This is a genomic window from Flavobacterium aureirubrum, from assembly GCF_038739835.1.
GTDB lineage: Bacteria > Bacteroidota > Bacteroidia > Flavobacteriales > Flavobacteriaceae > Flavobacterium > Flavobacterium aureirubrum.
Genome location: NZ_JBCGDO010000002.1, coordinates 26,906 through 45,566, shown reverse-complemented (window position 1 = coordinate 45,566; position 18,661 = coordinate 26,906). Strand labels below are relative to the sequence as shown.

Here is an 18,661-nt window from a genome sequence, read left to right as displayed (position 1 = left end):
CATTATGCAAATAAAAATCATCAATAAATCACAACACCAATTGCCCAATTATGAAACCATTGCTTCGGCAGGAATGGATTTAAGAGCTAATTTATCCGAACCCATAACGTTAAAATCATTAGAAAGAACCATCGTAAAAACAGGGCTTTTTATTGAATTGCCGATTGGTTATGAAGCACAAGTTAGACCAAGAAGTGGATTAGCTGCCAAAAAGGGAATAACGGTTGTCAATTCTCCAGGAACAGTTGATGCCGATTATCGGGGAGAAATCGGTGTGATTTTAGTAAATTTATCCCATGAAGATTTTGTGATTGAAAATGGCGAACGAATTGCACAATTAATCATTGCAAAACATGAACGCGCCGAATGGATTTCAGTTGAAGAATTGTCTGAAACCTCAAGAGGCGAAGGTGGTTTTGGAAGTACAGGAGTGAAATAGTAATCAGTGTTCAGTAATTAGTAGGCAGTTTCAGTCTTAATACTTAATACTCAAATCTTAATACAATTTTTATGAAAATAATAGTACCAATGGCTGGTCGTGGTTCACGCCTTCGCCCACACACTTTAACAATACCAAAACCATTAATTCCAGTTGCAGGAAAACCAATAGTTCACCGTTTAGTAGAAGATATTGCGGGTGTTTTAAATCAAGATATTGAAGAAATAGCTTTTATTATCCATGAAAGTTTTGGCAAAAAAGTAGAAGAAGAACTCATCGCTATAGCTCAAAAATTAGGAGCAAAAGGAACTATCTACTATCAAAACGAAGCTTTAGGTACAGGACATGCCATTATGTGTGCTAAAGATTCTTTGACAGGACCAGCGGTTATTGCATATGCAGATACGCTAATTCGTGCCGATTTTGATTTAGATACCACTGCCGATAGTGTGATTTGGGTAAAACAAGTAGAGCAACCCGAAGCGTTTGGGGTAATCAACTTGAACGACAACAACGAAATCATTGAATTGGTAGAGAAACCAAAGGAATTTGTATCTGACCTTGCCGTGATTGGCATTTATTATTTCAAAGATGTTGCGGTTTTAAAGAATGAATTACAATATGTGTTAGACAACAACATTATTCACGGTGGCGAATACCAAATTAACGATGGAATAAAGCAAATGATGGCAAAAGGCATGAAATTTGTTCCCGGTAAAGTAGACGAATGGATGGACTGTGGCAATAAAGATGTTACGGTAGAAACCAATAGCAGAATGTTAGGATTTTTACACAATGATGGAGAACATTTGGTTGATTATGATGTAAAATTAGAAAATGCTACTATCATTCCTCCGTGTTATATTGGTAAAAACGTAGTGCTAATCGATGCTAAGGTTGGTCCAAATGTGTCTTTGGGCGATGGTTGTCATGTTCAAAACACTACCATTAAAAACAGTTTGGTACAAACACACGCTCATATAAAAAATGCCAATTTAGACAATGCTATGATAGGAAATCATGCGGCGTTTGATGGCAACTTTACTAGTATCAGTATTGGTGATTACTCTGTTTTAGAATAAACGATACTGAAATAAATTAAGGATATAATGATGAAATTTAAAATGTATGGATTATTGTTAGGACTAATTTTAGTGCCGAGCACACTTTTGTCTCAAACCGAACCAGAAGACGTGGCAACCATCGATAATAAATTTCAAAATTATTTTTACGAGTCTTTAAAACAAAAGAGCATTGAAAACTACGACAAAGCAATCGAGGCAATGCAACAATGCAAAGAATTAGAACCTAACAATGCGGTAGTCTATTTTGAATTAGCGAAAAATTATTTGTCATTAAAAAAATATAAAGAAGCCTACGACAATTTTGAAAAAGTAACCCAAATGGACGCCCAAAATCGTTGGGCTTGGGTAGGAATGTATGACGTTTGTTATGCAACTCAGGATTATGAACAAGCGATTACGATTGTAGAAAAGCTTGTCGAATTTAAAGAAGATTACAAAGAAGACTTGGTTTCATTGTACATGAATACGCAACAATTTGACAAAGCATTGGTGTTAATTAATGAACTGAACGAAAAAGTAGGGAAATCTGAAAAGCGGGAATTATACAAATCAGATATTTTAAAAGATGCAAAATACCAATCGGCAGAAAGGAATAACTTATTAGAACAGATCAAGAAAAACCCAAAAGAAGAGTCAAACTACGTCGACTTAATTTACATGTATTCGCGCAGTAATCAAGAAGACAAAGCCATGGAAATTGCTAAGAAATTGGAAACCGCAATTCCTAACTCTGATTGGGCAAAAGTAAGTTTGTTTAAATCCTATTTGAATAACAACGATGGCGAAAATGCTGTGAAAGCAATGAATATTGTGCTGCCAAGTAAAAAGATCGACTCCAAGATTAAACATCGAATGCTCAATGAATTTTTAATTTTTATCAAAAACAATCCAAAATATGAACCCGATTTAGACCAGGCCATTTCTTATTTTGACAACGATAAAGAGGTAAAAGTAGCAAAAGAAATAGGCAAATTTTATTACGTAAAGTCCAATTGGGACAAAGCCATTAAGTACTTTGAAATGCACCTAAAAAGCACCAATGAGGACATCGAAACACAACTTTTATTGCTTCAAGCGTTAACCGAAAAAAAACAATATGATGTAGCAGCAAAAAGAGCGGTTGAATGGACAGAATTATTCCCAACACAACCTGAGTTTTACTATTATGCAGGTTTAGCCAATAATCAGTTAACAAATTACAAATTGGCTACAACAGTTTTGGAAACTGGCTTGGATTTTGTTATTGACAACATAGATTTAGAAATAAATTTCAATATTCAATTGGGAGAGGCATACAACGGTTTAGGCGATATGAAGAAGAAAGAAAATTTTTTTACTAAAGCCAATGAACTTATAAAGAGCAAAAGAAAATAATGAAAAAGTGGAGTTACTTATTGGTGGTTTTTTTTATTGTGTCATGCAAATCAAAAGCGATTCTTGCCCACTCCAATGCGTTGGCAAATAGGAATACTATAGAAAAGTCCACAAATTCTGAAAACATTATTCAAAATCATTACAATAATAAATACGAATTTTCTACGTTATACATCAGGTCTAGCGCAAAGTATAGAGACGAAAAGCAATCGCAAAACGTATCCGCAGAAATCAAAATCAAGAAGAACGAAAAAATTCTAGTGAGTATTCGATTTTTAGGAATTACGATGGCAAAAGCATTAATTACGCCAAATCAAGTGAAATATTATGAAAAAATAAACGGCACTTACTTTGAAGGCGATTACCAATCATTAAGTCAATGGCTTGGCACCGATTTAGATTTTACTAAAATTCAGAACATGTTACTCGCTCAACCTATAGATGATTTAACCAAAGGCAAGTATGCCACTAGCTTAATCGATAAATTATATAAATTAAACAACGAAGAAGACAATACAGAGAAATCGTTTTTCTTTGAAACAGAAAAATACTTACTACAAAAACAAGAAGTAATTCAAAGTGAAAAGCAGCGAATGTTTCAGGTAAATTATTCAAATTTTCAGGATTTCACGACAGCATTTTTACCTTCAAACCTGCTAATAAATGCCATTCAAAAGAAAGGTAAAACAGAAATTTCAATTGATTATAATGCGGTTACATTTAACGAAGAACTTTCTTTTCCTTACAGTGTTCCTAATGGATATGACAGAATTTTTATAGATCAAACAAGCCAAAATTAACGACCATCATGCCAAAAAGCTTCTTCATTTTATTCTTATTTTTTGCAACATCTCCGTTGTGGTCTCAACCCGTTACCCAAGAACAATTGGAAGAACGAAAAGTTAAAATTCAGCTTGAAATAAAAGAAAAAGAAGAACTACTGAAATCAGTAAAAAGCAAAGAGAAATCGATTGTATCGCAGTTAATGATACAAAAAGAGAAAATTGGATTGAAAGAAAAACTAATCAAAACTACCGAGAAACAAACCAAACTATTGAGTAATGACATTTATACCAATCAATTAAAAATTAATCAACTCAATCGCGAATTAGAGCAACTGAGAAAAGATTATGCCGAAATGATTTTGAAATCCTATAAAAGTCGTTCAGAGCAGAGCCGTGCGATGTTTTTATTATCATCTCAAAACTTTTTGCAAGCCTATAAAAGGGCGCAGTATATGAAACAATATGCGAGTTATAGAAAAATGCAAGGCGAAGAAATCAAAGGAAAAACAAACGAACTTATCGTGTATAACACTAAAATTGGTGCACAAAAAAGCGAAAAAGAAAAACTAATTGTTGAGAACGAAAAAGAAAAGCAAGAACTAGAAAAAGAAAAGCAAGAACAAGAAAAAATTGCCAATCAAATCAAAAAAGACAGAGTAAAAATTTCAGCTGAAATCAAGAAGAAACAGCAAGAAACTAAGAAAATAGATGCACAAATCCAGAAATTGATACGCCAAGCTATTGCCTCTGCCAATAAAAAAACAGCTGCTGCTAATGCAAAAGCAAATCCAAAAGCTACAGCTTCTGAAAAGAAAGCCATTGAAACATCCACAAAAATTGTTTTAACACCAGAAGGAAAATTAGTCTCAGATAATTTTAAAGCCAACAAAGGACGATTACCTTGGCCAGTTGAAAAAGGCGCAGTAACGCTTGCATATGGCGATCAACCACATCCTGTTTTTAAATCTTTAGTCGTGCACAACAGCGGTATTGAAATAACAACGGACAATGGCTCCAATGCAAGAGCAGTATTTTCGGGAGAAGTGACACAAGTGCAATTTATAACGCCGTTAAAGAAAGCTGTAATTGTAAAACACGGCGACTTTTTTACCATTTATCAAAACTTAAGCTCTGTGAATGTAGAAGTAGGTGAGAAAGTTTCGGCGAAACAAAGTTTAGGAAAAATAAGAACCGATGGTGATGGAAAAACAACGCTAAAGTTTATGGTTTCTCAAAACACTACTTATTTCAATCCTTCTTCATGGTTATCAGGAAGATAGAGCACTTGTTGTTTTTAAATATTATCACACAAACAACGCTTTCAATTCAGTAGCATCATGCGGATTCATTTTTCCAGCAAGTACTAAACTCAATTGTTTTCTGCGCAAAGCAGCGTCATATCTCGCTTTTTCTAGTTCGGTTTCGGGAACAAGTTGAGGAACAGGAACAGGATTTCCCGTTTCATCTACAGCTACAAAAGTATAAATAGCTTCATTGGCTTTTGTTCTAATGCCAGACTCTCTATCTTCTAACCAAACATCAATATAAATTTCCATAGAAGTAGTAAAAGCGCGCGAAACTTTGGCTTCCACCGTCACCACACTTCCAAGAGGAATGGATTTGTTAAACGCCACATGATTGACAGATGCAGTAACCGTGATTCGGCGCGAATGTCTTCTAGCAGCAATACTCGCGGCTCTGTCCATTCTAGCCAATAATTCACCTCCAAAAAGATTATTCAAAGGATTGGTTTCGCTTGGTAAAACTAAATCGGTTAAAACGGTTAAGGATTCTGAAGGATGTTTTGGGTTCATAGCAAGATTTTTGACAAAGGTAATTACAGAAAACAAAAAATCCCGATTTCTCGGGAATATTTTATTCTTGTATCAATAGCCAAGCGTCTTTGTTGTCTAATTTTTGAATGTCCTTCATGGTTTCTCGAGCTTCGCCGTATGATGCGTAACTTCCGTATAAAACAGGATGTAAACCGTGTTTGTTGACAGGCAATCTTTTCGCTTTAAATCCAAGCTTTAATAACGAATTATATGCATTTTCGGCATTAGTTTCTAGTCGAAATGCTCCTGCAACAACATGATAAGGTTTTTTCTCGCTTGGCAAAGTTAAGGTAACACTAGGTAAAGGATTTTCGATGAAAAACGTCGCTTCTTGAATTTTTTGATCTATTTTTTTCTGAACATTAGACTGCACAATCAGCGTTTCTTGTTCAATCTTATTTAAATAATCATTATATAATTTGTAGCCCAAAACGCCTGTCAATCCTAAAGAAAGTGCGATGACAGCGGCATATTTTAACCCTTTATAATTTTTTCTTCGTTCGGGTGTGAAAGCTATTGGTGCTTTTTCCTCAAGGGCTTCAATTTCTTCTTTATACACTTCACGTTTTACAGATGGCGAAACAAAAGAAGATAATCCAAAAGATTCCTTCAAATAATTGATTTGGTCAGCAGGAACAAAAACTAAATTTTTTTCAGCATTGAGTGAGAATTCACCAATGTTTTTAACTGAAAAATAACCAAGTTCTTGAATTTTTGTTTTCCAATGTGACACTTCGTTTTGGATAGCATTTACTGCAATTTCGTATGCAATTTTTTCCGCTTGCGCCAAATGATTAGCCAATAATCCGTCGTTATTTTTAATAAACGGATTGAAAGAAATCATTTTTTTTGGCGGATAAAACGAATGTGAACTTTCATCTAAGTGTGCCGATTGGAATTCGGTTAAAAAAGCACCAAAACCGGGAACGGTAACACACTGATAACGGTATAACAATTGGGAGATGTATTGTTCAATCTTCATATGGACAAATTTAGATAATCAACGGACGAATCAAAAAATTATTCACAATTTTTATTAACAATTCGATTAAAAATGCAGTATTTTGTGCTGTAAATTTGACGTATGAATTCAACCGAGTTATTGCATATTTTGGCCTTATTGAAAGTGGAAGGCGTTGGTGATGTCGTGGCCAAGAAACTAATAAATCACTGTGGTTCAGCTGAAAATATTTTTCAAGCTAAAACAAGCCAGTTGAAAGCAATTGATGGAGTAGGCGATGTATTGATTAAAAATTTAAAGGACAAATCAGTTTATGAAAAAGCAGAACAAGAGCTACGAGTTATTCAAACCGAAAACTATAATGTTCTGTATTACCAAAATGACAATTATCCTGATAAATTGAAACATTGTATTGATGGACCAATTTTACTTTTTTCGGCAGGAAATATCAATTTCGAAAACCGAAGAATAATCAGTATTGTTGGGACTAGACAAATCACATCATATGGTACTGAATTTTGTAAAAAACTACTCGAAGACTTAGCCGTTTTCAATCCTATAATCGTGAGCGGTTTTGCGTATGGTGTTGATATTGTGGCACATCAAGCGGCAATGGATAATAATTTGCAAACAATAGGCGTTTTAGCGCATGGTTTAAACCAAATTTATCCGAAAACGCATAAAAAGTATGTGGCCAAGATGGAACAAAATGGAGGATTTTTAACCGAATTTTGGAGCAATTCCAATCCCGACAAAGAAAATTTTGTTCGCAGAAATCGTATTGTCGCCGGAATGAGTGAAGCGACTATTGTGATTGAAAGTGCAGAAAAAGGAGGTTCTTTGATCACTGCTAATTTAGCCAATGATTATAATCGCGATGTGTTTGCTGTGCCAGGAAGAACATCTGATAAATTTAGTCAGGGTTGTAATGATTTAATCAAGACACAACGGGCAAATTTGATGACCTCAGCGGCCGATTTGGTGTATTGTTTGAATTGGGAGATTGCTTCGCCTACTCGCAATGACAAAGCGGTTCAAAAACAACTCTTTGTTTCCTTGGATAATGACGAACAAAAAATTTACGATTACCTCCAAAAAAACGGAAAGCAACTATTGGATGTAATTGCTCTCGATTGTGATTTCCCAATTTATAGAATTTCATCAATCCTATTGAATATGGAATTAAAAGGAGTTATTCGACCTTTGCCAGGAAAATTATTTGAAGCGGTTTAGTTAGTTTAACCATCTAAGGCATATTAGAACATTTAAGAAGAAAGTTTACAGTAACAGCTTCTATGACCTTATGTTTATTATATGGTAAGTTTTTTACTCAAACCCCAATTTTTCACGCACTCTTTGTAAAACACCATCAGCTATAGTTCCAGCTTTTTTTGCTCCTTCTTTGAGTAAAGCATCCACTTCGGGTAAATTGTTCATGTAGTAATTATATTTTTCCCTTTCCCTTTTAAATTTTTCAAGGAGTAATTCGAACAAAGCTTGCTTGGCATGACCATAACCAAAATCTTTGTTGGCATTAGCATATTTAGTTTTCATGTCTGCAATTTGCTCCGCATTGGCAACCAATTTATAGATTGCAAATATTTTGCAAGTGTTAGGATTTTTGGGTTCTTCCAGTGGTGTACTATCGGTTTCGATGCTCATGATTTGCTTACGCAACGCCTTGTCTTCAAGGAAAATATTGATAATATTCCCGCGAGATTTACTCATTTTAAAACCATCAGTTCCTGGAACGTACATGGTTTCTTCTTGTATTTTTCCTTCGGGAAGTACAAAAGTTTCACCCATTTGATGATTAAAACGTGACGCAACATCACGCGTGATTTCGATGTGTTGCATTTGGTCTTTGCCCACAGGAACAAAATTAGCATCATACAACAAAATATCAGCTGCCATCAACATAGGATAAGAAAACAAACCGGCATTTACATCTTCTAATCTATCGGCTTTGTCTTTAAAAGAATGAGCCAACGTTAATCGTTGAAATGGGAAAAAGCAACTTAAATACCACGACAATTCAGCTGTTTGAGGCACATCACTTTGGCGGTAAAAAATCACTTTATTAACATCTAATCCACAAGCTAACCAAACGGCTGCTGTGCTATAAGTGTTTTGACGAAGTTCGTTTCCGTTTTTTATTTGTGTAATCGAATGCAAATCTGCAATAAATAGAAATGACTCGTTATTAGGATTTTCAGATAGTTTAATGGCAGGTATGATTGCACCTAACAGATTTCCTAAATGTGGTGTTCCTGTACTTTGAATTCCAGTTAGTATTTTTGACATTTTCAAAATTTTTCTAACCGCAAAGTTCGCAAAGTTTTTCGCAAAGTTTGCAAAGTTTTTATAAGTTATTTACAATTCTTCGCACACCATTTTTTAGCAAAACTTCATTAAAATTTATTAGCAAACCAAGTTTGTAATTGCCAAGTTTTAAATAAGTTAATGTTTGAGCTAAGTGAATTTCATTCAAAGATTCAACACTTTTAAGTTCAATAACTAACTTGTTTTCAACTAATAAATCAATTCGATATCCACAATCAAGTTTGACTTCTTCAAAAATTAATGGCATTGGTTTTTCTTTTTCTACTTTTAAACCGTGCTTATTCAACATATAAAATAAAGATTCTTTGTAGGCGTTTTCAAGTAAACCTGGACCTAAAATTTTATGAACATCTATCGCAGGACCAATAACTATTTTTGATATTTCATTTTCTGTCATAAACTCTTTTTTGCTTTGCGGAAACTTTGCTAACTCTGCGGTTTTAAATTCAAAGTTAAACCTTTGTATTAAAAATTACATACCTTTCATTACATTTGGCATTATGCGAGCATTAAAAATTATTTTTTGGACACTATATCGAATTTGGTTTTACATTTTAATGGCAATCCCAATAATCGTCATGTTTCCTTTTCTTTTTATTTCTATTCTTTCTGAAAAATGGTATCCTTATTTTTTTGTGATGGCTCGAATATGGGCAAAATTTATTTTGTTTGGTATGGGTTTTAGAACTAAAGTTAATTTTGAACAGGAACCAGAAGAAGGCAAAAGCTATATGTTTGTTGCTAATCATACTTCGATGGCTGATATCATGCTAATACTCTCTGTGGTAAAGAATCCTTTTGTATTTGTAGGCAAATCAGAATTAGCCAGAATTCCATTATTTGGATTTTTCTATAAACGAACTTGTATTCTTGTGGACAGAAGTAGTTCTAAAAGTAGAATGGCTGTTTTTGAACGAGCTCAAAACAGATTACAACAAGGATTGAGTATTTGTATTTTTCCTGAAGGTGGCGTTCCTGATGAAAGTATTTTGCTAGATACATTTAAAGATGGTGCATTTCGATTGGCTATTGAACATGAAATTCCCATTGTACCTATGACTTTTTATGACAACAAAGAACTTTTGTCCTATACTTTTTTTAGCGGAAGACCAGGTTTAATGCGTGTAAAAGTGCATCGTTTTTTTGAAACTAAAAATCAAAATCAAGAATATAAGAAAACTTTAAAGGAAGCAGTCCGAAATGTAATTTTAAATGAATTACAAAACGATATATAGTAAAAAAGAGTTCCTACCAAAATTGCTGGATTAGAACTCTTTTCTGTTATTACTCGGAAGCAATAACACCATCTAACTAATTTTAAAATTTTTTACGCTTTAGAATCTATAACTAACGCCACTATAAACACCAAAGATATACGGTCTAAAATCTCCCGCATTAGAACTAAAAGTATTCAACTGATATTTCAAAGTTGGCTCTATATTGAATTCAAAAGATTTCAAAAAACTGTATTTCATGCCAACGCCAATATTAGTACTAAAATGAATATTATTCAAATTATTGGCTTTACCTAGAAGCATCGAATTATTATCTGAAACTACAGTAATGGCATTTTCTTGAAGCAACAATGTACTAAAACCACCAATTACTTTGAGCCCAAATTTTTTATTAACCAGCATATAAGTCATTTCCAAAGGCATTTCTAAATAACCAATTTCTTGATTGAGATAACCTGTGTTTTGTTGTGAAAGAGCACTTTCAAAAGGTAACATTGCGTTTTCTGATGCTGAATTAACAGAATTATTATTTGAAATCGCACTATGTATTTCCATCATTGCACTTGAACGAGTTGGCGTTACACCCTTTAGTCCTCGAGATTCTATACTTGCAAAGAACATAATATCATTGGTGTTGTAACTCATATTGACTTTGTTTAATCCTGTTCTAACCGATAATTTTGAAGTAGCACTATAACTAACTCCAAGACCAAAGCCAACGCTGGTATTATAAGTTTTGGAATTGTTATCAAGTACGGGGTCAATGGCCGAACCATTTGAAATTGAACCCAAGAAAATAGGGGCAACATTTGAAGTAAGTTGCCACCTATTTACTTTAGCTTCCTGCTTTGTTTTGCTTTCTTTTTCATTTAGCAATTCTTCCAACGCATTGGTAACAACGCTGTTTTTTATAACAGAATCGTTAGTTTTTTTCTCAACTTCAGTAGTAGCGGCCATTGAGTTATTATTTTTTAAATCCTCAAGATTTATAGTTTTTGAATTGTTTGCAACGTCTTCTGATGGAACAATTTGCTTTGCCTTTTCGTCTAGATTACTAACTGATTTTGTGTCTTTTTTTGAAGACATCCCGTTTTTATTTTCATTGTTTATTGCAATTTCATTTTCAGATTTGTAAAGGATATTTTCATCTAGCAACGATTTGGTATTCTTTCCATTTGATTTATTTTTAGAGGTATTTTGATTTTCAAATTTTCTTTCAACAATTACTTTTTTTGATTTGTTTGAAATAGAATTTATTTCATTTCTATTTTCAATGTTGTCCTTTTTCTCTTTTGAATTAGTAACTACAGCATCAGTTGACGAACTAGTATTCGGGTTATCTTCTCTAAGCTTTTCTCCAGAGTCATTTCTTTCTTTTGAATATGTAACTACGTCATCCGATGATGAAATAGTAGTTGGGTTGTTTTCTCGAAGATTTTCACCAGGCATAGGGTTAGTTTTTGGTGACTTTTGCTGATTTGAATTTATGTCGGTTACAGTTGGATTTTCGGTAGAATTAGGTGCAATAAAAAAAGATTTGGAAACAAAAAATCCAATTAAAAATAAAGCAGCAACACCAGATAGTTTCCACCAAAAAGGGATAATCCTTCTTCGTTTTTTTTCTTCGAGTTTCTTTTCAATATTTACCCAGACTTCTTCAGCAGGATTTACTTCAAAATCTTTGAATTTTTCTTGAAAAATGCGTTCTATGTTTTTTCTTTCGTTCATTTTGCAGAAGGAAGTGTTTTGAATTCTATATTTTTAAATTGTTCAATTTTTTCTCTTAAAATCATCTTGGCTCTAGCCAAATTGGATTTTGATGTCCCAAGGTTTATGGTTAGCATTTCTGCAATTTCTTGATGAGAATAGCCATCAAGCACATATAGATTAAAAACTAAACGGTATTGATTTGGTAATTCTTGAATAATTTTTAGTAAATATTCTAAAGAAATATCTTCGTTATCTATTTCAATTTCATTGTCATCGGGAACATCTTCTTTTACAAGACTTAAAAAAGTCTCCTGTCTATATTGTTGCAAAACATGGTTAATCATTACTCTTTTTAACCAACCATCAAAAGAACCTTTGAATGAAAACTGATCAATTTTATCGAAAATAATTAAAAACCCATCTTGCAAATTGTCTTGTGCCTCAGTATAGTTGCGTGAATATTTTAAGCATACAGAAAACAGTTTTGGCGAATACAATCGATACAGCTGTTCTTGAGCTTTTCTATCATTCTTCTGACAATCATTAATGAGTTGTTTTATATCCAATTTTCAAAAAAGATTGTAATTAATTTACAGGCACTTCATATTCCAGAAAAATATCATTTCCTTGATCATCTTTTCCTTGCCAGAATTTGAAAAGATACGAACCATTACTAGTAACTTCAAAATTAAAAGTATATTCATCGGCAGCAGCATCAGCATTCAAGTCTTGGCAATTATCTCTTTGTTCAACAGCACTTCCAACAGCAATTGTCCTTATGTTTAAATGTTTATCATAATACAAACCATTAAAATAATGGCAAGTTGTGGGTCTGTTATAACGAACCGTAATAGGATATATTTCTCCCAAAGTAAATTCGGCTGGGATATCAACACTTTCTATAGGCAATACCTCATATAAATAATTTGGACCGGAGTCCACAGAACATGAGTTGAATAAAAAAAACAGAGCTAAAAGGGTAATTGTTTTTTTCATAATTTAAATATGATTTTGTAGCTTAGATACAATTTATTTTAAAAGGTTGCGTTCAGGTAATAAAAAAACGTCTAATTATTTTATTAACGAGACGGTTATTGGTTTTAGGCATTATTTTCTTTGATGAGATCTTTTATTTTTTGTTCCAATTCGTCTGCCAATTCGGGATTGTCTTTTATTAAAACTTTCACGGCATCTCTTCCTTGACCTAGCTTGGTATCGCCATAACTGAACCAAGAGCCCGCTTTTTTAATCACTTCAAATTCTACTGCTAGGTCTAGAATTTCTCCTGTTTTAGAAACGCCTTCACCATACATAATATCGAATTCAGCAGTTTTAAAAGGTGGTGCTACTTTGTTTTTTACCACTTTTACTTTCGTTCTATTTCCTATTACGTTTTCACCATCTTTTATTTGAGAAGAACGACGGATATCTAATCTTACAGAAGCATAGAATTTTAAAGCATTTCCTCCTGTTGTAGTTTCTGGATTGCCAAACATAACTCCAATTTTTTCTCTCAATTGGTTGATAAAGAAAACGGTACAATGTGTTTTGCTAATGGTTCCCGTTAATTTTCTGAGTGCTTGCGACATTAAACGAGCGTGAAGTCCCATTTTAGAATCACCCATTTCACCTTCAATTTCGCTCTTAGGTGTTAATGCAGCAACAGAGTCGATAACAACAATATCAATTGCTCCAGAACGAATAAGGTTTTCGGCAATTTCTAAAGCTTGTTCACCGTTATCGGGTTGCGAAATGATTAAGTTTTCAATGTCTACGTCCAATTTTTGAGCATAATTTCTATCAAAAGCATGCTCGGCATCAATAAAAGCAGCAATACCTCCTGCTTTTTGAGCTTCAGCAATAGCATGTAAAGTTAAAGTAGTTTTACCAGAAGACTCTGGACCATATATTTCAATTACTCTTCCTTTTGGATATCCATTTACACCCAAAGCTAAATCCAATCCTAGCGAACCCGAAGGAATTACTTCTACTTCTTCCACCGCTTTATCTCCCATTTTCATTACGGTTCCTTTTCCGTAAGCTTTGTCTAATTTATCAAGTGTTAATTGCAGTGCTTTTAATTTTGCTTCTTTTTCTGAACTCATTTTTTTTAAATTTAGTGGCATAAAAATAAAGCTTTTTTTGATGTGTTTTTCATCAAAATTTAAGAATTATAAACAATATATAACAAAAATTTATTTTCTACTTTTACACTCTATTTTCAATTCATGGAAAAAATTATTTCTTATCCTGTTTCCGTAGTTTATTACTTGTGTTTTGGATTGTGTTTGGTAATTTTTCACCCAATTCAGTGGATTTGTTTAAACATTTTTGGATATCAGGCTCATAAAAAAAGTGTTGATTACCTTAATTTTTGTTTAATCAAATGCATAAATCTATTAGGAACTTGGTTCCAATTTAGAAATATTAATAAAATTCCAAAAGGTGTTCCAGTTATTTTTGTATCCAATCATCAAAGTATGTACGACATTATTGGGATGATTTGGTATTTAAGACGATTCCATGCCAAATTTGTCAGTAAAAAAGAGTTAGGCAGCGGAATTCCTAGCGTATCATATAATCTTCGTCATGGTGGTTCTGTTTTGATTGATAGAAAAGATCCAAAACAAGCTATCCCAACGATTAAAGGATTGTCTGAATATATTGAAAAACACAAACGTTCTGCAGTAATTTTTCCAGAAGGAACAAGAAGTAAAGACGGAACGCCGAAAGAATTTGCGCAAAGTGGCTTAAAAATATTATGTAAATATGCACCTTCTGCTTATGTTGTGCCAATAACTATAAATAATTCATGGAAAATGGTTAAATTTGGTGCGTTTCCAATGGGTTTAGGAAATAGACTGGAGTTTATTATTCATGAACCAATAGCTGTTGCTGCGTTTCCTTTTGAGGAGTTAATACAAAAAACAGAAAAAGCCGTTGTAAACGCCATCAAAAATCAATAATCATTCGTGGTCCATTTTACAATAAACCTCAATTCAATTAATAATGTCTATTAAAAACATGCGTCTAGAAGTTATGCAATTTCTAGAAGATAAAGTTGACAGTTTTGTCGAACAATACTTAATTCCAGTAGAAAAAATTTGGCAGCCATCAGATTTTTTACCTAATTCTGAAAGTGAAACTTTTTTTGAAGAGGTAAAAGAACTTCGTGAAATTGCAAAAGATTTACCCTATGATTTTTGGGTTACTTTAGTTGGTGATACTATCACTGAGGAAGCGTTACCAACCTATGAGTCGTGGCTCATGGATGTGGAAGGCGTTGACAATGTAGAAAGAAATGGTTGGTCAAAATGGGTTAGACAATGGACTGGAGAAGAAAATCGTCACGGGGATTTACTTAATAAATATTTATACCTATCAGGAAGAGTAAACATGCGCGAAGTAGAAATTACTACGCAACATTTAATCAACGATGGTTTCGACATTGGAACAGGTCGTGATCCTTATAAAAACTTTGTCTATACTAGTTTTCAAGAATTGGCTACTTATGTTTCACATAATAGAGTTGCTCAATTAGCAAAAAAGTATGGCGATAATAAATTGTCAAAAATGTGTAAAATGATTGCTGGCGATGAGATGCGTCATCATCATGCGTATTCGGAATTTGTTTCTCAAATTTTTAAAGTTGACCCAAGCGAAATGCTTTTATCATTTAATTATATGATGAAACAAAAAATTGTAATGCCAGCCCAATTTTTGAGAGAGTCTGGAGAGAAGATAAGTTCAGCATTTTTAAATTTTTCTGACTCAGCGCAACGAATAGGAGTTTATACGGCATCAGATTATGTTGATATCATGCAAAAGCTTATTGCTAAATGGGAAATAGACAAGCTTACAGGCTTAACAGATGATGCTGAAAAAGCTAGAGATTATTTAATGAAATTACCAGCTCGTATGGCAAAAGTTTCAGAACGATTGATAGTGCCTGCCGAGTCTACATTATTCAAATGGGTCGAACCTGCATTGGTAAGATAATAGAAAAAAGGGAATAGAACATAGACTTAAATCCTTTCTGAAAAGAAAGGATTTTTTAAATTCACACCAATGTCACTAATTGATAAAACCATTTCTTTCGTAAGGGAAAAACTCGAAAATGCTGAAGGCGGACACGATTGGTTTCACATTGAACGGGTTTATAGAAATTCCATTTTAATTGCTCAAACAGAAGAATGTAATCTTACAATTGTAAAATTAGCGGCTTTACTTCATGATATTGCTGACAGTAAATTTCATCCCGACGCTTCGGGAGGAGACGAAACCATTGGACCAAAAACAGCTCGCGTTTTTTTAGAAAATGAAAATATTGATGAAGAAACCATTCAACATGTGGTAAACATCATTGAAAATATTTCGTTTAAGGGTGGAAATTTCGAAAAAAGTTTTCACTCTAAGGAATTAGAAATTGTTCAAGATGCAGATAGATTAGATGCTATAGGTGCTATTGGAATTGCGAGATGTTTTAATTATGGCGGATTTAAGAACAGAGTGCTTTATAATCCTGATATTGCTCCAAAGCTAAACATGACAAAAGAAGAGTACAAGAAAAGTGAAGCGCCAACGCTCAATCATTTTTATGAAAAACTACTTTTATTAAAAGATAAAATGAATACTGAAACTGGAAAGAAAATTGCTTTAGAGCGACATAAATTTATGGAAAATTTTCTCTCTCAATTTTATGCTGAATGGGAAGGAGAGAAGTAATCAGTCGCAGCGTTCAATTTTTAGTCCCAGATTTCAGCTTTTTACATGATGTTTCCACCTAGTTTGTCATTCCGTAGGAATCTCATTAGAATTTATAGAAAGTTTCAGTTTACAGTTACAGTAGAAATTCCCAAAAATTTTCTTTATGAATTACGTTTGTTGATTTTGGATGGTACTTTTCTGTAAACGATTTTGTGAATTTTACTTTTACATTTGGGTTGTATTTTATTTCAAAAGCGTCAATTTCATTGTTTTTAATTTCTAAAAAATCTATTTCGGCTTGTTGCGTATTTCTCCAAAAGAAGGTGTCTTTATATTGGTTTTCATAGGATAATTTCTTTTTTCTTTCACTTACAATAAAATTTTCCCACAAAGCACCAATATCATCACGAAGTTCTATTGGATTGAAGTTTTTTATCATTCTGTTGCGCAAACCATTGTCCCAAAAATAGATTTTTCTGCCTTTTCTAATTTCGTTGTCTTGGTTGTTACTAAAAGCATTCAAACTAAAAATTATAAAGTTTTTTTCGAGAATATCAATATATTTTTCAACAGTTAATCTGTTAATTCCTAAGTCGTCTCCTAAAGAAGCGTAGTTAATTTCACTTCCAATTCTATGCGCCAACATTTGAACCAAACGTTGTAAAGTGGATGATTTTTTTATTCCTTCCAAGTTCAAAATGTCTTTGAATAAAAAACCATCAACCAAATCATTTAGGATTTTTTCTTCTTTTCCTAAATTAGTAACTACTTCGGGATAATAACCAAAAACTAATCGATGTGGAACCAATCTAGTTTCTTCAATAAAATTGGTGTGATTGACCATTTCTTTATAGCTTAAAGGGAAAAGTTGCAACTCTTCCTTTCTGCCAACCATACTTTCTTTGGTTTTATCAGCAAGTTCAAAAGCACTACTTCCCGACGCAATAATCTGAATTTCAGGATTATTATCTACCATTCGTTTGATCAATAATCCAATATTATTAATCATTTGTGCTTCATCGATTACAAGAATTTTGTTTTCGCCAACAATGGATTTTAATCTATCACTTGTGATGTTTTCTAATAAAAGTTGGGTGTCTGGTTCATCGCCATTGAGCCACAAATAGGAATTACTTTGACACGTATTTTTTATCAAAGACGTTTTTCCAACTTGCCTTGCGCCAAAAACAAGTATTGCTTTTCCTTTGAATAAATAGGAGTCTATTTCCTTTTTTTGGGTTCTTACTATCATTTTACATCAATTTTATGATGCAAATATATAACAAAATGTTATTATGATATTAAAAAGGTATAATAATATGATATTACAATATCAAAAAAGTATAATAATATGATATTTAAAAATATTTTGTACCGAACACTAGTTACTGAACACTAATTTTTATTTCCCTTTAAAACTAGCTTTTCTTTTTTCTAAAAAAGCAGTTGTCCCTTCTTTAAAATCTTCAGTACCGAAGCATTTTCCAAAGTTTTTAATTTCAGTTTTATAACCATCAATACTGTCTTTGAAATTGGCGTTTATTGCTTTTATTGCAAATCCAATAGCTACTGGAGAATTACGCATAATTTTAGAGGCGATCGCTTTTGTAAAGTCAATTAATTCGGCTTGTGGAACAACGTGGTTTACTAATCCATAGGTCTTTGCGGTTTCGGCATCAATCATTCCTGCGGTCATCACTAATTCCATAGCGCGACCTTTTCCAACTAGTTGAGGTAAACGTTGCGTTCCACCATAACCAGGAATAACACCGAGTGAAACTTCAGGCAAACCCATTTTCGCGTTATCGGAAGCAATTCTGAAATGACAAGCCATTGCCAATTCTAATCCGCCACCAAGCGCAAAACCATTTACGGCTGCGATGACTGGCGTTTTTAAATTTTCTACAAAATCAAACAATAATTCTTGTCCTTGTGCGGCTAATTGTGCGCCTTCTTCGACTGAAAAATTAGCAAATTCTGAAATATCAGCTCCAGCAACAAATGCTTTTTCGCCTTCGCCAGTAATGATTATTACACGAATATTGTCGTCTTTTTCAAGGTTTTCAAATGCATCGTGTAGCTCTTTTATAGTTGCAACATTTAATGCGTTTAATTTTGATGGACGATTAATTGTAATTTGTCCAATTCCGTTTTCGGTGGTAATTAATATGTTTTCGAAGTTCATGA

At 33.3% G+C, this 18,661-nt stretch carries 20 protein-coding genes; 10 read left to right on the top strand and 10 right to left on the bottom strand.

The window, feature by feature from the left end; genetic code table 11:
- Positions 1-4: 4 nt before the first annotated feature.
- From dut to WFZ85_RS02345, 5 genes are all read left to right on the top strand, one after another.
- Positions 5-439 (top strand): dUTP diphosphatase, encoded by a 435-nt coding sequence (gene dut, locus WFZ85_RS02365; RefSeq protein WP_342694685.1) that lies wholly within the window; start codon positions 5-7, stop codon positions 437-439.
- Positions 440-510: 71 nt separating this feature from the next.
- On the top strand, positions 511-1,521 hold the full coding sequence (locus WFZ85_RS02360; RefSeq protein WP_342694684.1) for a sugar phosphate nucleotidyltransferase: 1,011 nt from the start codon (positions 511-513) through the stop codon (positions 1,519-1,521).
- 27 nt (positions 1,522-1,548) lie between these two features.
- Complete coding sequence (locus WFZ85_RS02355) at positions 1,549-2,898, top strand: tetratricopeptide repeat protein (protein WP_342694683.1); 1,350 nt, start codon at positions 1,549-1,551, stop codon at positions 2,896-2,898.
- Positions 2,898-3,698, top strand: a complete 801-nt coding sequence (locus WFZ85_RS02350) for a lipoprotein insertase outer membrane protein LolB1 (protein ID WP_342694682.1) — start codon at positions 2,898-2,900, stop codon at positions 3,696-3,698. Before WFZ85_RS02355 ends, WFZ85_RS02350 begins: the two co-directional genes overlap by 1 nt.
- 8 nt (positions 3,699-3,706) lie before the next feature.
- Complete coding sequence (locus tag WFZ85_RS02345; RefSeq protein ID WP_342694681.1) at positions 3,707-4,963, top strand: murein hydrolase activator EnvC family protein; 1,257 nt, start codon at positions 3,707-3,709, stop codon at positions 4,961-4,963.
- Between the two features lie 24 nt (positions 4,964-4,987).
- Here the strand turns inward: WFZ85_RS02345 and WFZ85_RS02340 are convergent, their stop codons facing one another.
- A complete protein-coding gene (locus WFZ85_RS02340; protein WP_342694680.1) occupies positions 4,988-5,497 on the bottom strand; it encodes an acyl-CoA thioesterase in 510 nt (169 codons plus the stop codon).
- Positions 5,498-5,558: 61 nt separating this feature from the next.
- Entirely contained in the window at positions 5,559-6,500 is a 942-nt protein-coding gene (locus WFZ85_RS02335) for an HU domain-containing protein (protein WP_342694679.1), read from the bottom strand.
- A 102-nt stretch (positions 6,501-6,602) separates the two neighbouring features.
- Between WFZ85_RS02335 and dprA the strand changes: the two genes are divergently transcribed.
- On the top strand, positions 6,603-7,712 hold the full coding sequence (gene dprA, locus WFZ85_RS02330) for a DNA-processing protein DprA (RefSeq protein WP_342694678.1): 1,110 nt from the start codon (positions 6,603-6,605) through the stop codon (positions 7,710-7,712).
- Positions 7,713-7,805: 93 nt separating this feature from the next.
- On the opposite strand, the gene trpS is transcribed toward dprA, so the two are convergent.
- Together trpS and WFZ85_RS02320 are read right to left on the bottom strand one after the other, a co-directional pair.
- Complete coding sequence (gene trpS / locus WFZ85_RS02325; protein ID WP_342694677.1) at positions 7,806-8,783, bottom strand: tryptophan--tRNA ligase; 978 nt, start codon at positions 8,781-8,783, stop codon at positions 7,806-7,808.
- Between the two features lie 58 nt (positions 8,784-8,841).
- Positions 8,842-9,219: a GxxExxY protein gene (locus WFZ85_RS02320; protein ID WP_342694676.1), complete on the bottom strand. Its 378-nt coding sequence runs from the start codon at positions 9,217-9,219 to the stop codon at positions 8,842-8,844.
- 103 nt (positions 9,220-9,322) lie between these two features.
- Here WFZ85_RS02320 and WFZ85_RS02315 point away from each other — a divergent pair, with 103 nt between their 5' ends.
- Positions 9,323-10,057, top strand: a complete 735-nt coding sequence (locus WFZ85_RS02315; protein WP_342694675.1) for a lysophospholipid acyltransferase family protein — start codon at positions 9,323-9,325, stop codon at positions 10,055-10,057.
- Between the two features lie 99 nt (positions 10,058-10,156).
- Here the strand turns inward: WFZ85_RS02315 and WFZ85_RS02310 are convergent, their stop codons facing one another.
- The 4 genes from WFZ85_RS02310 to recA form a co-directional block, all read right to left on the bottom strand.
- A complete protein-coding gene (locus WFZ85_RS02310) occupies positions 10,157-11,785 on the bottom strand; it encodes a hypothetical protein (protein ID WP_342694674.1) in 1,629 nt (542 codons plus the stop codon).
- A complete protein-coding gene (locus tag WFZ85_RS02305) occupies positions 11,782-12,333 on the bottom strand; it encodes an RNA polymerase sigma factor (protein ID WP_342694673.1) in 552 nt (183 codons plus the stop codon). The genes WFZ85_RS02310 and WFZ85_RS02305 overlap by 4 nt, the downstream gene beginning before the upstream one ends.
- A 19-nt stretch (positions 12,334-12,352) precedes the next feature.
- Positions 12,353-12,763 carry a hypothetical protein gene (locus WFZ85_RS02300; RefSeq protein WP_342694672.1) on the bottom strand — a complete coding sequence of 137 codons (411 nt, stop codon included), beginning with the start codon at positions 12,761-12,763 and terminating at the stop codon, positions 12,353-12,355.
- 104 nt (positions 12,764-12,867) lie between these two features.
- Positions 12,868-13,872, bottom strand: a complete 1,005-nt coding sequence (gene recA / locus WFZ85_RS02295; RefSeq protein ID WP_342694671.1) for a recombinase RecA — start codon at positions 13,870-13,872, stop codon at positions 12,868-12,870.
- Positions 13,873-13,995: 123 nt separating this feature from the next.
- On the opposite strand from recA, the gene WFZ85_RS02290 reads away from it, so the two are divergent.
- The 3 genes from WFZ85_RS02290 (at position 13,996) to WFZ85_RS02280 (ending at position 16,492) form a co-directional block, all read left to right on the top strand.
- Entirely contained in the window at positions 13,996-14,733 is a 738-nt protein-coding gene (locus WFZ85_RS02290) for a lysophospholipid acyltransferase family protein (RefSeq protein ID WP_342694670.1), read from the top strand.
- A gap of 43 nt (positions 14,734-14,776) precedes the next feature.
- Positions 14,777-15,766, top strand: coding sequence for an acyl-ACP desaturase (locus WFZ85_RS02285; RefSeq protein WP_342694669.1), 990 nt, complete (start codon positions 14,777-14,779; stop codon positions 15,764-15,766).
- A gap of 69 nt (positions 15,767-15,835) precedes the next feature.
- Entirely contained in the window at positions 15,836-16,492 is a 657-nt protein-coding gene (locus tag WFZ85_RS02280; RefSeq protein ID WP_342694668.1) for an HD domain-containing protein, read from the top strand.
- A gap of 115 nt (positions 16,493-16,607) precedes the next feature.
- On the opposite strand, the gene WFZ85_RS02275 is transcribed toward WFZ85_RS02280, so the two are convergent.
- Entirely contained in the window at positions 16,608-17,726 is a 1,119-nt protein-coding gene (locus WFZ85_RS02275; protein ID WP_342694667.1) for an ATP-binding protein, read from the bottom strand.
- Positions 17,727-17,876: 150 nt separating this feature from the next.
- Positions 17,877-18,659 (bottom strand): enoyl-CoA hydratase/isomerase family protein, encoded by a 783-nt coding sequence (locus WFZ85_RS02270; protein ID WP_342694666.1) that lies wholly within the window; start codon positions 18,657-18,659, stop codon positions 17,877-17,879.
- Positions 18,660-18,661: the final 2 nt, after the last annotated feature.

What these genes read in the sequence shown, in the direction of transcription:
- dut (WP_342694685.1), top strand. Translation starts at nt 5, where the DNA reads ATGCAAATAAAAATCATCAATAAATCACAACACCAATTGCCCAATTAT.
- WFZ85_RS02360 (WP_342694684.1), top strand. Translation starts at nt 511, where the DNA reads ATGAAAATAATAGTACCAATGGCTGGTCGTGGTTCACGCCTTCGCCCA.
- WFZ85_RS02355 (WP_342694683.1), top strand. Translation starts at nt 1,549, where the DNA reads ATGATGAAATTTAAAATGTATGGATTATTGTTAGGACTAATTTTAGTG.
- WFZ85_RS02350 (WP_342694682.1), top strand. Translation starts at nt 2,898, where the DNA reads ATGAAAAAGTGGAGTTACTTATTGGTGGTTTTTTTTATTGTGTCATGC.
- WFZ85_RS02345 (WP_342694681.1), top strand. Translation starts at nt 3,707, where the DNA reads ATGCCAAAAAGCTTCTTCATTTTATTCTTATTTTTTGCAACATCTCCG.
- WFZ85_RS02340 (WP_342694680.1), bottom strand. Translation starts at nt 5,497, where the DNA reads ATGAACCCAAAACATCCTTCAGAATCCTTAACCGTTTTAACCGATTTA.
- WFZ85_RS02335 (WP_342694679.1), bottom strand. Translation starts at nt 6,500, where the DNA reads ATGAAGATTGAACAATACATCTCCCAATTGTTATACCGTTATCAGTGT.
- dprA (WP_342694678.1), top strand. Translation starts at nt 6,603, where the DNA reads ATGAATTCAACCGAGTTATTGCATATTTTGGCCTTATTGAAAGTGGAA.
- trpS (WP_342694677.1), bottom strand. Translation starts at nt 8,783, where the DNA reads ATGTCAAAAATACTAACTGGAATTCAAAGTACAGGAACACCACATTTA.
- WFZ85_RS02320 (WP_342694676.1), bottom strand. Translation starts at nt 9,219, where the DNA reads ATGACAGAAAATGAAATATCAAAAATAGTTATTGGTCCTGCGATAGAT.
- WFZ85_RS02315 (WP_342694675.1), top strand. Translation starts at nt 9,323, where the DNA reads ATGCGAGCATTAAAAATTATTTTTTGGACACTATATCGAATTTGGTTT.
- WFZ85_RS02310 (WP_342694674.1), bottom strand. Translation starts at nt 11,785, where the DNA reads ATGAACGAAAGAAAAAACATAGAACGCATTTTTCAAGAAAAATTCAAA.
- WFZ85_RS02300 (WP_342694672.1), bottom strand. Translation starts at nt 12,763, where the DNA reads ATGAAAAAAACAATTACCCTTTTAGCTCTGTTTTTTTTATTCAACTCA.
- recA (WP_342694671.1), bottom strand. Translation starts at nt 13,872, where the DNA reads ATGAGTTCAGAAAAAGAAGCAAAATTAAAAGCACTGCAATTAACACTT.
- WFZ85_RS02290 (WP_342694670.1), top strand. Translation starts at nt 13,996, where the DNA reads ATGGAAAAAATTATTTCTTATCCTGTTTCCGTAGTTTATTACTTGTGT.
- WFZ85_RS02285 (WP_342694669.1), top strand. Translation starts at nt 14,777, where the DNA reads ATGTCTATTAAAAACATGCGTCTAGAAGTTATGCAATTTCTAGAAGAT.
- WFZ85_RS02280 (WP_342694668.1), top strand. Translation starts at nt 15,836, where the DNA reads ATGTCACTAATTGATAAAACCATTTCTTTCGTAAGGGAAAAACTCGAA.
- WFZ85_RS02275 (WP_342694667.1), bottom strand. Translation starts at nt 17,726, where the DNA reads ATGATAGTAAGAACCCAAAAAAAGGAAATAGACTCCTATTTATTCAAA.
- WFZ85_RS02270 (WP_342694666.1), bottom strand. Translation starts at nt 18,659, where the DNA reads ATGAACTTCGAAAACATATTAATTACCACCGAAAACGGAATTGGACAA.